The sequence below is a fragment of the Nocardia sp. NPDC058114 genome, assembly GCF_042884695.1.
Taxonomy (GTDB): Bacteria; Actinomycetota; Actinomycetes; order Mycobacteriales; family Mycobacteriaceae; genus Nocardia.
In genome coordinates, this window is sequence record NZ_JBHVTK010000006.1 from 47,437 (window position 1) to 61,206 (window position 13,770).

Below are 13,770 nucleotides of genomic sequence, written 5' to 3' on the forward strand. Positions count from 1 at the left end.
TAAACCGAACTATATTCCGTACACCTGTCCAGACACGTATCGGAGCCTCGCTATGAACGGCCTCGTCCCCGCCGAAGGCACACCACTGTTGATCGGCGGCAAGTTGATCCCGGGTGGCTCCGGTGTCTTCGCGACCATCAATCCCGCCACCGAGGAGGTGCTCGGCTACGCCGCCGACGCCTCCGGCGCCGACATGGAGGCAGCCATCGCCGCGGCGCGCACCGCCTTCGACGAGACGCAGTGGTCACGCGACCCGAAGTTTCGCGCGCACTGCCTGCGCCAGCTGCGCGACGTACTGGGCGAGCACCTCGAGGAACTGCGGGCGATCACGATCGCCGAGGTCGGCACTCCGGTCATGCTCACCAGCGGGCCGCAACTGGAAGGGCCGATCGCGGACCTGTCCTACGCCGCCGACCTGGCCGAGAACTACACGTGGGAAACCGATCTCGGCACCAGGGACCTGATGGGTATCGCCAGCCGCCGGGTGATCCGGCGCGAGGCCGTCGGTGTCGTCGGCGCCATCACGCCGTGGAACTTCCCGCACCAGATCAACCTGGCCAAGATCGGGCCCGCGCTGGCCGCGGGCAACACCGTGGTGCTCAAGCCCGCCCCGGATACACCCTGGTGCGCGGCGGTGCTGGGCCCGCTCATCGCCGAGCACACCGACATCCCGGCCGGGGTGATCAATATCGTCACCTCCTCCGATCACGGCCTCGGCGCACAGCTGGTCCTCGATCCGCGGGTCGACATGATCACCTTCACCGGCTCGACCCAGACCGGTCGCTCGGTGATGGTGGGCGCCTCGGCGACGCTCAAGCGCACCTTCCTCGAACTGGGCGGCAAATCCGCTGCGATCGTGCTCGACGACGCCGACATCGCTGCCGCCGCGAGCTACACCGCGTTCACCGTCGCCGTCCACGCGGGCCAGGGGTGCGCCCTCACCACGCGGCTGCTGGTACCGCGCGAGTCCTACGACGCCGCGGTCACCGCCGCGGCCGGCGCGCTCCGCGGCCTGGCTGCCGGTGACCCGACCAACCCGGGAACCGTCTGCGGCCCCGTGATTTCCGAGCGTCAGCGAGCCCGGGTGGAGCGCTATCTCGAGATCGCCCGCACCGAAGGCGGACGGATCGAGGTCGGCGGCGGCAGGCCCGCGGACAAGGAACGCGGGTACTTCATCGAACCGACGCTGATCAGCGGACTCGACAACACCGCGACCGTCGCGCAGGAGGAGATCTTCGGGCCCGTGCTCGTCGTGATTCCACACGACGGCGACGACGACGCGATCCGGCTGGCCAACGAATCGCCCTACGGCCTGTCGGGTTCGGTGTGGGGCACCGACCCCGACCGGCTCGACCGGGTCGTCTCGGGGGTGCGCACCGGGACCCTGAGCGTCAACGGCGGCCTCTGGTACCACGCGGACGCGCCGTTCGGCGGTTACAAGCAGTCCGGCATCGGCCGGGAGATGGGCGTCGCCGGTTTCGAGGAATACCTCGAAACCAAGCTGATCGCCACCCCCGCCTGACCTCACCGACCCATTCACACTCAGGAGCTGAACACCATGGCACGTTTCACCGGTCGCACCGCGATCGTCACCGGCGCCGCGCAGGGCATCGGCGCGGTCTACGCGAGCGCACTGGCCGCCGAAGGCGCCAATGTCGTTGTCGCCGACCTCAATGCCGAGCGCGGCGAGGAGGTGGCCAAGCAGATCGTCGCCGACGGCGGGGTCGCGGCCTTCCGCCGCGTTGATGTCGCCGATCCCGAATCCGCTGTCGCACTGGCGGAGTTCACCGTCGCCGAGTTCGGCGCGATCAACCACCTGGTCAACAACGCGGCCATCTACGGCGAGATGAAGCTCGATCTGCTGCTCACCGTGCCGTGGGACTACTACAAGAAGTTCATGGGCGTGAACTTCGACGGCGCGCTCAATGTGACGCGCGCGGTCTGGCAGCCGATGATCGCGGCGGGTGGCGGCTCGATCGTCAACCAATCATCCACCGCCGCATGGCTGTACTCGGGGTTCTACGGGTTGGCCAAGGTCGGTATCAACGGCCTCACCCAGCAACTCGCCACCGAGCTGGGTGGTTCGCGGATCAGGGTGAACGCCATCGCGCCCGGTCCGATCGATACCGAGGCCACCCAGACCGTGACGCCGGGAAACATGGTCAAGGACATGGTCAAGCGCATCCCGATCAAGCGGATGGGCACCCCGCAGGACCTGGTCGGCGCCTGCCTGTATCTGCTGTCGGACGAGGCGAGCTGGGTGACCGGCCAGATCCTCAACGTCGACGGCGGGCAGATCATCCGATGACGACCGAATCCGTCAGCGCCCCGGTCGGATTCATCGGACTGGGCAATATGGGCGCGCCGATCGCGCGGCGGCTGCTGGACTGGCCGGGCGGGCTCACGGTCTGCGATGTCAGGCCGGAGGTCATCGAGCCGTTCGTCGACGCGGGTGCGCGTGCGGTCGCCGAGCCTGCGCAGGTCGCGACGCACGCGCGGATCATCTGCGTGACGGTCATCGACGATGCGCAGGTGACCGAGGTGCTCACCGGCCCCTCGGGAATTCTGCGTACCGCGGCACCGGGCACGGTGGTCGCCGTGCACTCCACCATCAGCGACCGGACGGCGCAGGAGCTGGCCGCCCGGTGCGCCGAGCACGAGGTCGAATTCGTCGACGCGCCCGTCAGCGGTGGCGCACCCGGCGCGACCCGGGGGAGCCTGGCCGTGATGGTCGGCGGTAGCGCCGCCGCGGTGGACCGGATCCGGCCGCCGTTCGGGTGCTTCGCCGACCTCGTCGTGCACGCCGGTCCGGTCGGCGCGGGAACACGAATGAAGCTGGCGCGCAATCTCCTTCACTTCATCTCGTTCACCGCGGCCACCGAGGCGCAGCGCCTGGCCGAGGCCGCCGGGCTCAGTCTCACCGCACTCGGCAAGGTGGTCCGCCACTCCGACGCGGTGACCGGTGGGCCGGGCGCGATCATGCTGCGCGACACCACCGCGCCGATCGACCCCGACGACTTCTGGTTCCCCATCCTGGGCCATGTGCGCGATCTCGGCGAGAAGGACCTCTCGCTCGCGCTCGACCTCGGCGACCGGCTCGCGGTCGACCTGCCACTGGCGCAACTGGCCCTCGCCCGCCTCGCCGAGGGACTCGGCGTCGCCGAACCCGCGCTCGACAAGGAGATCTCATGACCGCCCACGGAGAAACCCCCGCCGACGTCCGCAAGCGCGGCCTGGCCAAGATGGCCGAGGTCTACGGCTGGGAATTCGAGGACGGCCCCGGCGAGCACTTCGCCGTCACCGCCGACCACCTGTTCGCCGACATCTGGTCGCGGCCGGCCCTGACCGTGCGCGAGCGTCGGCTGCTGCTGCTCGGGGCACTCACCGCGCAGGGCAATGTCGATGTCGCCGAGATCCAGATCGGCGCCGCTCTCCGCAACGGGGAGCTGTCCGAGGAACAGTTGCGGGAGATCGCGCTGTTCCTGTGCCACTATGTCGGCTGGCCCGCGGGGACGAAGCTCGACGGCACCGTCGGCAAGGTGATCGCGCAGGAGCGTCGCAAGAAATGATCGACCCCGTTATCGCCGATCCGCGATCGCTGTAGCGTGCGGACGATGGTTATGCCGAAGAATCAGCCGAAAGGGCTGAACTCGCCGATGACGACCCGGATCATCCGATACGGGTCGCGCGCACAGGCGTGGGTCTATCGCCGCACCAACGGCCGCGTCGGCGGTACCTGGCGCATCGGTGCCGGGTTCCGCAGCCCGGTGCCGACGCTGCTGCTCGAACATCGAGGTCGCAAGTCCGGCAAGATCTTCGCCGCGCCGCTGCTCTATCTCGTCGACGGCGATGACCTGGTCATCGTCGGCTCCCAGGGCGGCCTCGCGAATCATCCGCAGTGGTATCGGAACCTGCTCGCGGATCCGAACGCCCATGTCCGGATCCGCAGCGAGCACTACCCGGTGCTGGCCCGCGTGGCCGACGCCGGCGAGCGTCAGCGCCTGTGGCCGTTGCTGACCGGCCTCTACGCCGATTTCGATGCCTACCAGTCCTGGACCGACCGCGAGATTCCGGTCGTAATCCTGTCGCGCACCTGAGCCCTCAGTCGGCCGCGAGCCGGTCGTCGTAGGCACGACGGGCATCGCGGTCGACATCGATGAAGGTGCGGTGCACGCCCAGCCGCCGAGCCATGAACTCACCGAACGGGCGCGGGGTCAGCTTGTTGACGGCGGCGAGAACACCTGCCGTGCGGGTGACCGAGACACGTCGGCGTGGCCGGGCGATCAGGGCGGCGACCGCGGCGGCGACGTCGGTGGGTTCGGCGAGCAACGCACGCGGAGCGCGAGTTCCGGCGATCATCTCGGTGCGGGTGAACGTCGGCAGCACCGCGGAGAACCGCACGCCGGTGCCGCGGTGTTCCAGGCGCATGGTCTCGGTGAAGCTGAGCACCGCCTGCTTGCTCGCGCAGTAGGTGGCCATTCCCGGCGTCGGGTTCTCACCCGCCATCGAGGCCATGTTCACGATGTGGCCGCGGCCGCGGGTGAGCATCGGGGGCAGCGCGAGCTTGGTGCCGAGCAGGACGCCGTAGACATTGATGCCGAGAATCCGGCGGGTGATCTCGTCGGACTCCTCGGTGAACCGGCCGACCGGCATGATGCCCGCGTTGTTGATCAGCACATCGACGGGGCCGCAGGTCTTTTCGACCTCGGCGAGGAAGCTCGCGAACGACGCGGGTTCGGTGACGTCGAGGTGCCGCGCCATGGTCGCGCCTATCTCGGCCCCGGTACTCGCGACCGTGCTCGCATCGATATCGCCGAGGGCGAGAACCGCCCCGGCCCCGGCCAGTTCGCTCGCTACCGCACGTCCGATGCCGCGCGCACCGCCGGTGACAACGACTACTTTGCCTGCGGTGGACGGCGTGTTCGATGCATCAGACATGTGTCCAGATTATATTCTGGACAGGGTTACGAATCAACCCCGGCCCCCGCGCCGCCATGGTCTGGTTCACCGACGCTGCGGGACTGGCGAGTAACATCCGGACGCATGTCTGAAAGCGATTCCATCAGCCTCGAAGCGACCCGGCGTCGATTGACCGGGAAGCAGGCCGACACCGTCGAACGGCTGACCAGGGCCGCGCTGGTGGTGCTGACACGCGATGGCTTCTCCGGCATGACGATCCGGCTGGTCGCCGCGGAGGCGGGCGTCGCCACCGCGACCGCGTACACCTACTTCTCCTCCAAGGAGCACCTGGTCGCCGAGATCTTCTGGCGGCGCCTGCTGGCCTCGCACTCGCCCGCGATCGAGGACCCCGACCCGACGGTGCGGGTGCTGGCCGAGTTGCGCAACATCGCACTGCTGGTGGCCGAGGAACAAGAGTTGTCCGGTGCGGTCACCGGCGCGCTGCTGGGCTCGGACCCGGATGTCGAACACCTGCGCACCCGCATCGGCATCGAGATCCGCAGCAGGCTCGCGCGCGCACTCGGCCCCGACGCTGACAACGAGGTCATCGAATGGCTCGAGATCATCTACGCGGGCGCGCTGGTGCGGGCGGGCATGGGCTACGAGTCGTACTCCGAAATCGCCGACCGCATCGAACGAGCCGCACTGAGGATCCTGCGCACCGCCTGACAATCAGGGTTCGAAGCTCACCAGCATCTGTTCCAGCGCGGCCTGATCGGGACCGACGAACGGCGCGGCCTGCGGCGCCTCGGCAAGCATGTCCCAGTGCTGCGACGTGCGTCCACCCGCGGGCGGAAGATGTGTACTGAGGATCCGTCGCGGGTCGAAGGCGCGCATCGCCGACACGGTGGCGAGGTATTTGCCCTCGTCCACGACGTGCACCCACGGGCTGTCCACCGCCGCCCAGAGATGCTGTGCCGCGCGAATCGCGGCCGGCGGCGTGTAACCCACATCGTCGGCGGTCGCGAGTTCGGCGCTGGGCAGCGGAGCGCCGAAACAGTCAGAGGTGAAGCATGATTCGCTGCGTTCATCGTAGAACCCGACAGTGCTCGGATTGTCGAACAACGGTGGGCGAAACGCGGTGAGGCGTCGGTCGCCGACATCGAGGGACTGCCCCGGGTTCAGCAGGTACACACGATCCATCGGGACCGGTCGAGCACACGACATGATGCCCAGGCCGGCGAATGTCGTGATCAGCCGGGCGTTCGGGGCGGCATCGAGCAGGTCGAACAGCGATCCGGTGTGGTCGCGATCGGGATGGGTGAGCCATATCCATTCCACGTCGGCCGGATCCACGATCGAACTCAGGGCCGCCATGAACCCGCGGTCGGGAAGGCTGAGACCGGTGTCGACGACGACAGGCTCCGCCGCGTGCAGAACGTACGCGTTGACCGGGATATGGCCGATGCCGGGAACCTCCAGTTCATCGGCGAAAACAGTGATGTCGTGCTGGATTCGATTGATACGCATGATGCTTCCTCACTCCTCGACATCGACCCGAATGATCGAGCGCGCGATGACGGCGAGGTCGTCGGCGGTCGGGTCGTAGCCGCGCGTGACCTTCAGCCCGAGTTCGAAGGGGCTGGCGCCGTCGTCCATCGCCGCTCGCATCGCGGCGCCGACTCGGGCAGGCGCGGCATCGAGGAGCACGGCGTGACCGTGGCGGATCTGCCCGCGATGGGTGATGGTGACGGGCGCGCCGCCGACCAGATTGTGGCGCCATGGTCGCTCGGTGAAGATCAGCGTCTCGTCGTCGACATGGTGCAGGCAGACCGGGATCCGCAGCGTGCGGCCGGTACGGCGGCCGGTGAATTCGACCATTCCCTGTCGGCGAATGCGACTGCCGAGCAATCGCGTCGCCAAGATACGCCGCACGACAGGATTGATCAGGCGCATCAATTGCGGTGGTGGCGGACTGAGGCGCACAGGTGTGGTTCCGGTATTCGTCATACACCGAGGCTAGGAATATCCCGGTCGCCGCGACATTCCACAAATCTGGTATTTCCCCTGGTCCGGCCGCGGCCTACCGTTGATCTGTGAGCACGGATGCGAGGCAACGCGCCGCCGACAAGATCGGGCGGTTGTGCCGAGAGCCGCACGATCTGGTGTCGCTGTGGCAGGAGACGACGGAGGTGCTGGCCACCGCCGTCCCGCACTACTGGACGCCGTGCTGGTACACCCTCGATCCCGCGTCGCTGCTGATGACCAGTCATTTCCATCTCGGCCTCGCCGAGTTTCCGCCGCAGTGGCTGGCCGCGGAATACGGCGAGGAACGCCACGGCATCGTCGATGTGGTCAGGTCGGCGACCGGACTGTCGACCTTGCACGAAACCGTCGGCGGCGACCCGTCGAAAAGTGAACGGTGGCAACGCAATATGACGATGGGTGGGGATCAGGAATTGATCGCGCGACTGCGCACCCGATCCGGCGAGGTGTGGGGAGCGCTCGCGCTCTATCGCGAGCCCGGCGCCCCGATGTTCGACGCCACCGAGAAGGACTTCGTGGCCACCGTGGCGCCGACCCTGGCCGACGGCGTGCGCCGGGCGCTGCTGATCGGGCAGGCAGGCGAACCCGAATACGCGGACTCGCCAGGTCTGCTGGTGCTCAACTCGGCGTGGGAGGTCGAATCGGCCAGTGCCGGGGTGCGGCGCTGGCTGTCGGACCTCCCCGACGGCGACTGGGACCGGGAGAAACTGCCCAGTGCGGTGATCACACTCGCCGCCCGCGCGTTCCGCAACGCGGCGGACGACCGACCCGACGAGGTACTCGTGTCCCGAGCGCTGACCAGGTCGGGAACCTGGGTGGTGTTGCACGGCGCCCGCCTGACCTCGTCAGCACAGACCAGGGTCGCGGTGATCATCGAACCGGCCCACCCCAGCCGCATCTACCCGCTGCTGATGTCGGCCTATGGGCTCACCGAGCGTGAACGCGACGTCACCCGGCTGGTGCTCCAGGGTGCCTCGACCTCGCAGATCGCCCACGACATGACCGTCTCCGCCCACACCGTGCAGCAGCATCTGAAGAGCATTTTCGACAAGACCGGCGTCCACAGCCGGCGAGACCTGGTCGCCAAGGTGTTCTTCACCCACTACGAACCCCGCTTCCGGGACAACGAGCAGCGCGTCACCGCCACCAAACCGATCCGGGGTGGGCCCTGGCCGACGTACTGACCTAGGTGCCGACGGCGGTGGCGAGCAGGACGCGCAATTCTTCGACGACCTCGTCGAGCGCGGTAGTCGAGCGGTGGACACGGCACAGGATCACCGCGCCTTCGACGCTCGCGATCGCCATCGTGGCCAAGCGTTCGGCGCGTGCCGGTGCGACGCCTTCCGCGGCGATCGCGACGGCCAGGGTGTCGTGCCAACGCTGCAGGATGGCGGCGACCTCGGGTTGCAGGTGGCGGTCCTCGGGCGCCCCGCCTACCGCCACCGACACCACCGGACAGCCCGCCTCGAAATCGGACGTCAGCAGGATCGCCGTCCAGAACTCGGCGATCCCGGCCAGCACCCCCGCGGCGCCCCGCTCGGCGGCCGCCTCGATGAGGGCGCTGATCGTATCGCCTGCGAGAGTGAGCGATTCGGTCATGATCTGGGCGCGCCCGCCGGGGAAGTGGTGATACACCGAGCCCCGCGGAGCGCTACTGCGGGCGAGTACCGCGTCGACGGTCACGCCCGCCGCGCCGCGTTCGCGCAGCAGTTCGATCGCGCTGCCCAGCATCTTCTGCCGAGTGTTGGTACGAGCTCCCACCGTCAGGCCTCCTTCACCGGCGCCGTGAGCACCTCGATACGGGCGGGAACGTTCTTGTGCCAGGGGCTGCCGAAGAACTTGTCGCGTCGCGACGTCGAGGTCAGCGTATTGAGCGCGACACCGACGACTGCGTCCGCGCCCGGATAGGCGACACCCATGCCGTTGGGGAGTGAAATGTGTCCTGCCTGCATCATCTCGCTAAGCTCGATCGACGTGGTCGCCGAACCGGATTCGGTGACCACACGCACCCTATCTCCGGTGCTCAGCGCCAGCCGCTCGGCATCGGCCACCGCGATCCGCAGAGCGCCCTCACGGTCGCGGCGGCGCCAATCCGGGTTGCGGATGATCACGTTCGCCGTGAACGCGCGCCGCTCACCGGCGGACAGGGTGAACGGGTACTCCTCGCTGGTGTAGTCGGGGTCGACCGCGCAGACCGCGCGCAGTTCGTCGAGCAGTTCCGGGATGGCGGCGTGGATCTTGCCGTCGGCGTGCTGAATGTAGCGCCACGCGTCCTCGTAGCGGTCATCGGAGAACATCACCCCTTCCTGGTGCGCGCGCACAGCCTCGAACAACTCCTCGGCCTGCCCGAACCCGGATCCGGTGAACCCCGCCCTGGCCACGGCGTCGGGCTGGGAGATCACGCACAGCAGCGCGAATCCCCATGCCAGCGCCAGCGCGGCTTCCCCCTCCGGAAGGCTCGCGCCCAAGGTCCGGTACAGCAGATACGGTGTCAGCCCGGCCAGTTCGGGGCGCGCCTTCAGCGTGGAGAAGAGTGCGAGCGCGAACGCCTCCCGGCTCACCCGCGCCGCCGCGGCCAGCTCCGCCAGCAGCCGGGGCTCGACCACGCCGAGACGGTCGATCACCGCACCGTAGATCTCGGGTTCGGGACGGGTGCCCGGCAACGGCGCCATCAACGGCGCGCGCACCTGAAAGCTGTTGTGCGGGAAGTGCAGCGTGAACAGCGACGCCTCGTACTTCTCGAACTGGCTGGCCGCGGGCAGCACATAGTCGGCCTGGCGAGCGGTCTCGGTCATCGCCACATCGACGACCACCGACAGCTCCAGCGACCGCATCGCCGCCACGAATCGCGCCGAATCCGCCAGCGAGTGCGCGGGATTCGACGAATCGATCCACATAGCCCGCAACCGGTCGGGGTGGTCGGTGAGGATCTCGTCGGCGATGGAGTTGCACGGGATCAGGCCGTTGAGAATCCGGGCCCCGGAAACCGGTGTGCGCGTGGGGCTGTCGGCCATGCTCAGCTTGTCCGCGATCGTGCGGGCGATCGGCACCGCCACAGCGTCGAAGAACACGTCGAGCGTGGTGCTCGCCGTCAGCCCGGCCACATTCCGCGAGATCGCGCCGCGCCCAGCGGTCGCGGCGATCAACCGGCGCGCGGGCGTGGCACCGTAGCGCATCGCCACGGTCGCGACGCCGCGCCGCACGCGCTGTGCACTACCCGCCCCGGCCGCCCTCGGGATGGCGTGCCAGCGGCCGGCGAGCGGGAACATCCATGAATGAATATGCACCCCGCCGGGTTTGGCGAAGTTGCCGGTCAGGATCCACAGCATCTTGTTCAGGTAGGCGACCAGGGTGCTGTTGGGGGACTGCTGCACGCCGAGGTCCTCATAGGTGGCGACGCTTTTCGCGGCGGCGATCCGGCGCGCGACGGTGCGGATCAGCGTCTCGTCGAGACCGCAGCGGTGCGCGTTCGCGCTGATGTCGACCGCCCGCAACGCTCGCAACACCGGTTCGGCACCGGTCGTGTGTTCGGCCAACCACCGCTCGTTGTACAGGTTCTCCTGCACCAGCGTCGCCGCGATCGCCGACACGCACCAGGCGTCGGTGCCCGGCTTGACCTGCAGGTGATAGTCGGCCAGCGCCGCGGTCTCGCTGACGCGCGGGTCGATGACGATCATCGTCCGGTTCGGATCCCGCGCGATCTCGCGCAGTACCGGCCGCGCCTGCGCGATGCCGTGGGACTGCCAGGGGTTCTTGCCGACGAAGATCGCGACCTCGGTGTGCTCGAAATCGCCGGTGGTGTGATTGCCGTAGAGCTGGGAATCGACCCAGGATTCGCCGGTCTTCTCCTGCGCCAACGCATTCGACATATACCGGCCACCGACTGCGTGATACAGCGCCCGGCCGTAGGCGCCACCGAGGTGATTGCCCTGCCCGCCCCCGCCGTAGAAGAAGATCGACTCGCCACCGTGCGCGTCACGAACCCTGGCGAGCTTGGTGGCGATCTCGTCGAGCGCGGTATCCCAGTCGATCGGCTCGTACGTACCGTCGGCGGTGCGCCGCAGCGGAGTGTCGATGCGGTGTGCGCCCGCCTGGTACTTGTCGAGGCGCAGCGGCTTCTCACACGTGTAGCCCGCCGACCCCGGATGTTGTTTGTCGCCACGAATCTTCACCAGGTTGCGGCCATCTGTCTGGATCTCGAGACCGCAGTTGCATTCACAGAGAATGCAGGCCGTCTTGCGCCACTGCGCGGTCTCGGCGGTGTTCTCATCGGATTCCGGGCTGGTCAGACGCATGCTATGCAGTATTGCATAGAACAGGTCATCGGCGCGGGCTGATGGCGATCAATATGGTCGCTGAACTGGGCATTCGCGTCGACCGACACGAATCGGCGGTCGTTACGCCGAACAGTCCGGCGGTAGAGATTTTGTGACGAGCGCCGCAAGTTTGCTAGGACTATTGCCGGGAACACAGTCCGCGTCTCATGATGGTCTTCTGACCAACTTGATGCCGAGGAACTGCTGTGACGCACTTCGCTGCCCGCCTCAACGAACTCTTCGACAACCCCTCGGGTCCGGACGTGCGTCAGTGCACAAACCGTCAAGTGGCGCGCATGCTCCAGGCGGCCGGTCACAGCATTTCCGCACCGTATCTGTCCCAGCTACGGTCCGGGAATCGCGAGAATCCTTCGGCGAAAACTGTTTCGGCGCTGGCCGAGTACTTCCAGGTCACGCCCGATTACTTCTTCCTCACCCCGCATCGCGGCGTCGACGATCACACACTCATCCGAGCCCTCGAACTCGAGGAACCGCGCGCCCTGCTGCTGCGTGCTGTCGGCTTGTCGAGTGAGGCCATGGACATCCTCGTCGCGATGGCCGAGCGTCTCCGCGTCAGTGACCGATTGCTCGCCATTTGCCTCGACGATTGACCTAGCGGTCCGCGCACTGGATCACCGCAACCGCTCGTCCGAAGATCTTCCTTCCGTCCTGTGTGGCGGTGACCGCGATCGTCGCGGTCTTGCGGTCTGCGTCGACGGCCTTCACTCTGCCGGTGTATTCGACGATCGCTCCGCTGTCGCAGACGTAGACCGGGCTGGTCAATCGCACCGCGTATTCGGTCACCACGCCGGGACCGCCCGCCCACGAGGTCACGTATCCTGCGCCGATTCCGATCATCAACATGCCCTGTGCGACAGGCGATTCCAGGTTCACCGACGCCGCTGCCTCCTTGCTCCAGTGGATGGGGTTCGGGTCGCCGGCCACGCCCGCGTAGTTGACCAGGTCGCCCAGCGTCACAGCCACGATCCTGGGCGGGAGCTCGTCGCCGACAGCGACGGTGCTGAACGGCACCATATTCCGGCCCGGGTCCGCGGTCGGTGCCGGGCGCGGTGGCTCGGCACGCTCGGCTGTGTGGTGTTGTCGCGGAATCGACGAGCCATGACGGAAGTTCTGCATCAGCAGTCGGTCGCAGATTCGCGCGGCGGCGAAATTCACCTCCCGCCGGCCGACGAAGGACGTGCGGGTGGTGACGACTTCCTTGCCGTACTGGTCGGTGACCGCACACTTGAAGCCGAAGATGTCGCCCCCGAACGCCTTACGGCGCGATTCGAGTCCGACCTCGAAGCGCAACGAATCGCCCGCGAGGATCGGCCTGTTGACGATGAGGCCGTGGTCGGTCTGCATGATCTGGCTCAGGTCATAACCTTCGGCCACACGATCGAACATCTCGATCTGGGCCAGAAACGCGGGGATCGAGACGAAGGTCAACGGCGCGACCAGGCCACCGTAACCGTGGTCTTCAGCCGCTTGCTCGCAGCGGTGAGCGGGATGATCATCCTGAACCGCACGGGCGAACTCCCGGATCTTCTCGCGCCCGACGACATAGCAGTCGCCGGTTCGATAGGACTGCCCGACCGTCGTCGCGGAGGCGACCGAATCGGCGGGTGAATCGAGCAACCTGGAGTCGTCTGGAGTTGTCCGCACACTCAGCAAAGTAACCAATAGTTAGCCTGGCGAGCGATATTTGCTGTTCTCAGAGTGTCGCGGTCTGATCTATCTGCTCGCGCAAGATGTCGCCGTGACCTGCGTGGCGGGCGAATTCCTCGATCATGGCGAGCAGAGTCCACCGCATGCTGACGGTCCCCTCGCGGGGATTGTGCTTGGTGTCGTCCAGGTCGAACCGGGCGGCGATCGCCCGTGATCGGCTGCTCGCACGCTCGAACTCCGCGATGACATCGGCCAGCGACTCGTCGTCGGCCACGGCGAACGTGCCCTCGTCGCGTTTCGAGTACCCGTCGCATTCGGCTTCGTCGAGCCCCGCCCAGAACCGCTGGAACCAGATCCGCTCCGCGGCGGCGGCATGTTTGATCAAGGAAATCGGTGTCGTCAGCGACGCGACAAGCCGTCGCCGAGCGTCGGCGTCGGACAACCCGCGTGCGGTCGCGATGAGCGCTTCACGGTTGCGATCGAGTGTGTTCTCGATGATCGTTCGCTCGGCGCCGGTGGTAATTATGTTGGTAACCATGGACTTTCACTCCATTCTCTTGCTGATCGAAGACTCGGGGGGATTCCTGGCAGTCGGCAGGGCGCGGCTCGGCGGGCTCAACGCAGCCAGTTACGGAGGCGAACCAGGGGAGGGGAAATCTGATGTGTTTCGTCGCGGAACGCGCGCTGACCAAGGCGATGCGGGTCGATCTTCACCGCAGCCGATACCGGTCGAGCGCCGAAGCGTTCGACGCCGCCTGCCGTCAGTCTGTCATGTCACTGGGGTTTCTGTGGGATTCGGCCAAACCACGTCAAGTGTCGGGACACAAGAAAACCCCCTCCG

At 67.2% G+C, this 13,770-nt stretch carries 15 protein-coding genes; 8 read left to right on the forward strand and 7 right to left on the reverse strand.

Annotation, left to right across the window (positions count from 1 at the left end; genetic code table 11):
• Positions 1 to 52: 52 nt before the first annotated feature.
• From ACFVVI_RS22130 to ACFVVI_RS22150, 5 genes are read left to right on the forward strand one after another with little or no spacing between them, the layout of a single operon-like run.
• Positions 53 to 1,522, forward strand: coding sequence for an aldehyde dehydrogenase (locus ACFVVI_RS22130; RefSeq protein WP_378992733.1), 1,470 nt, complete (start codon positions 53 to 55; stop codon positions 1,520 to 1,522).
• 36 nt (positions 1,523 to 1,558) lie between these two features.
• Positions 1,559 to 2,308, forward strand: a complete 750-nt coding sequence (locus tag ACFVVI_RS22135; RefSeq protein ID WP_378630328.1) for an SDR family oxidoreductase — start codon at positions 1,559 to 1,561, stop codon at positions 2,306 to 2,308.
• Positions 2,305 to 3,192: an NAD(P)-dependent oxidoreductase gene (locus tag ACFVVI_RS22140; protein ID WP_387446586.1), complete on the forward strand. Its 888-nt coding sequence runs from the start codon at positions 2,305 to 2,307 to the stop codon at positions 3,190 to 3,192. Before ACFVVI_RS22135 ends, ACFVVI_RS22140 begins: the two co-directional genes overlap by 4 nt.
• The gene (locus tag ACFVVI_RS22145; RefSeq protein WP_378992738.1) at positions 3,189 to 3,569 is read left to right on the forward strand and encodes a carboxymuconolactone decarboxylase family protein; all 381 of its coding nucleotides are present in this window, start codon (positions 3,189 to 3,191) and stop codon (positions 3,567 to 3,569) included. The genes ACFVVI_RS22140 and ACFVVI_RS22145 overlap by 4 nt, the downstream gene beginning before the upstream one ends.
• 51 nt (positions 3,570 to 3,620) lie before the next feature.
• Positions 3,621 to 4,097 (forward strand): nitroreductase family deazaflavin-dependent oxidoreductase, encoded by a 477-nt coding sequence (locus ACFVVI_RS22150; RefSeq protein ID WP_387447009.1) that lies wholly within the window; start codon positions 3,621 to 3,623, stop codon positions 4,095 to 4,097.
• A gap of 4 nt (positions 4,098 to 4,101) precedes the next feature.
• Here ACFVVI_RS22150 and ACFVVI_RS22155 read toward each other — a convergent pair whose 3' ends face one another.
• A complete protein-coding gene (locus ACFVVI_RS22155) occupies positions 4,102 to 4,938 on the reverse strand; it encodes an SDR family oxidoreductase (protein ID WP_387446587.1) in 837 nt (278 codons plus the stop codon).
• A 105-nt stretch (positions 4,939 to 5,043) separates the two neighbouring features.
• Between ACFVVI_RS22155 and ACFVVI_RS22160 the strand changes: the two genes are divergently transcribed.
• Positions 5,044 to 5,628 carry a TetR/AcrR family transcriptional regulator gene (locus ACFVVI_RS22160; protein WP_387446588.1) on the forward strand — a complete coding sequence of 195 codons (585 nt, stop codon included), beginning with the start codon at positions 5,044 to 5,046 and terminating at the stop codon, positions 5,626 to 5,628.
• Between the two features lie 3 nt (positions 5,629 to 5,631).
• Here ACFVVI_RS22160 and ACFVVI_RS22165 read toward each other — a convergent pair whose 3' ends face one another.
• Positions 5,632 to 6,429, reverse strand: a complete 798-nt coding sequence (locus ACFVVI_RS22165; RefSeq protein WP_387446589.1) for an MBL fold metallo-hydrolase — start codon at positions 6,427 to 6,429, stop codon at positions 5,632 to 5,634.
• 9 nt (positions 6,430 to 6,438) lie between these two features.
• Positions 6,439 to 6,909 carry a grhN gene (locus tag ACFVVI_RS22170; RefSeq protein WP_378992745.1) on the reverse strand — a complete coding sequence of 157 codons (471 nt, stop codon included), beginning with the start codon at positions 6,907 to 6,909 and terminating at the stop codon, positions 6,439 to 6,441.
• An 86-nt stretch (positions 6,910 to 6,995) separates the two neighbouring features.
• Between ACFVVI_RS22170 and ACFVVI_RS22175 the strand changes: the two genes are divergently transcribed.
• Positions 6,996 to 8,129 (forward strand): LuxR C-terminal-related transcriptional regulator, encoded by a 1,134-nt coding sequence (locus ACFVVI_RS22175; protein ID WP_387446590.1) that lies wholly within the window; start codon positions 6,996 to 6,998, stop codon positions 8,127 to 8,129.
• Position 8,130: 1 nt separating this feature from the next.
• Here ACFVVI_RS22175 and ACFVVI_RS22180 read toward each other — a convergent pair whose 3' ends face one another.
• Both ACFVVI_RS22180 and ACFVVI_RS22185 read right to left on the reverse strand, forming a co-directional pair.
• On the reverse strand, positions 8,131 to 8,706 hold the full coding sequence (locus ACFVVI_RS22180; protein ID WP_387446591.1) for a TetR/AcrR family transcriptional regulator: 576 nt from the start codon (positions 8,704 to 8,706) through the stop codon (positions 8,131 to 8,133).
• 2 nt (positions 8,707 to 8,708) lie between these two features.
• Positions 8,709 to 11,240, reverse strand: a complete 2,532-nt coding sequence (locus tag ACFVVI_RS22185) for a molybdopterin-dependent oxidoreductase (protein WP_387446592.1) — start codon at positions 11,238 to 11,240, stop codon at positions 8,709 to 8,711.
• 227 nt (positions 11,241 to 11,467) lie between these two features.
• On the opposite strand from ACFVVI_RS22185, the gene ACFVVI_RS22190 reads away from it, so the two are divergent.
• Entirely contained in the window at positions 11,468 to 11,872 is a 405-nt protein-coding gene (locus tag ACFVVI_RS22190; RefSeq protein WP_387446593.1) for a helix-turn-helix domain-containing protein, read from the forward strand.
• A 1-nt stretch (position 11,873) separates the two neighbouring features.
• Here ACFVVI_RS22190 and ACFVVI_RS22195 read toward each other — a convergent pair whose 3' ends face one another.
• Both ACFVVI_RS22195 and ACFVVI_RS22200 read right to left on the reverse strand, forming a co-directional pair.
• Complete coding sequence (locus ACFVVI_RS22195) at positions 11,874 to 12,926, reverse strand: fused (3R)-hydroxyacyl-ACP dehydratase subunits HadA/HadB (protein WP_378992754.1); 1,053 nt, start codon at positions 12,924 to 12,926, stop codon at positions 11,874 to 11,876.
• 49 nt (positions 12,927 to 12,975) lie between these two features.
• Entirely contained in the window at positions 12,976 to 13,467 is a 492-nt protein-coding gene (locus ACFVVI_RS22200; RefSeq protein WP_387446594.1) for a DinB family protein, read from the reverse strand.
• Positions 13,468 to 13,770 lie beyond the last annotated feature (303 nt).

Bases quoted from the DNA above. Each gene is read 5' to 3' on its own strand.
- ACFVVI_RS22130 (WP_378992733.1), top strand. From the start codon at position 53: ATGAACGGCCTCGTCCCCGCCGAAGGCACACCACTGTTGATCGGCGGC.
- ACFVVI_RS22135 (WP_378630328.1), top strand. From the start codon at position 1,559: ATGGCACGTTTCACCGGTCGCACCGCGATCGTCACCGGCGCCGCGCAG.
- ACFVVI_RS22140 (WP_387446586.1), top strand. From the start codon at position 2,305: ATGACGACCGAATCCGTCAGCGCCCCGGTCGGATTCATCGGACTGGGC.
- ACFVVI_RS22145 (WP_378992738.1), top strand. From the start codon at position 3,189: ATGACCGCCCACGGAGAAACCCCCGCCGACGTCCGCAAGCGCGGCCTG.
- ACFVVI_RS22150 (WP_387447009.1), top strand. From the start codon at position 3,621: ATGCCGAAGAATCAGCCGAAAGGGCTGAACTCGCCGATGACGACCCGG.
- ACFVVI_RS22155 (WP_387446587.1), bottom strand. From the start codon at position 4,938: ATGTCTGATGCATCGAACACGCCGTCCACCGCAGGCAAAGTAGTCGTT.
- ACFVVI_RS22160 (WP_387446588.1), top strand. From the start codon at position 5,044: ATGTCTGAAAGCGATTCCATCAGCCTCGAAGCGACCCGGCGTCGATTG.
- ACFVVI_RS22165 (WP_387446589.1), bottom strand. From the start codon at position 6,429: ATGCGTATCAATCGAATCCAGCACGACATCACTGTTTTCGCCGATGAA.
- ACFVVI_RS22170 (WP_378992745.1), bottom strand. From the start codon at position 6,909: ATGACGAATACCGGAACCACACCTGTGCGCCTCAGTCCGCCACCACCG.
- ACFVVI_RS22185 (WP_387446592.1), bottom strand. From the start codon at position 11,240: ATGCGTCTGACCAGCCCGGAATCCGATGAGAACACCGCCGAGACCGCG.
- ACFVVI_RS22200 (WP_387446594.1), bottom strand. From the start codon at position 13,467: ATGGTTACCAACATAATTACCACCGGCGCCGAGCGAACGATCATCGAG.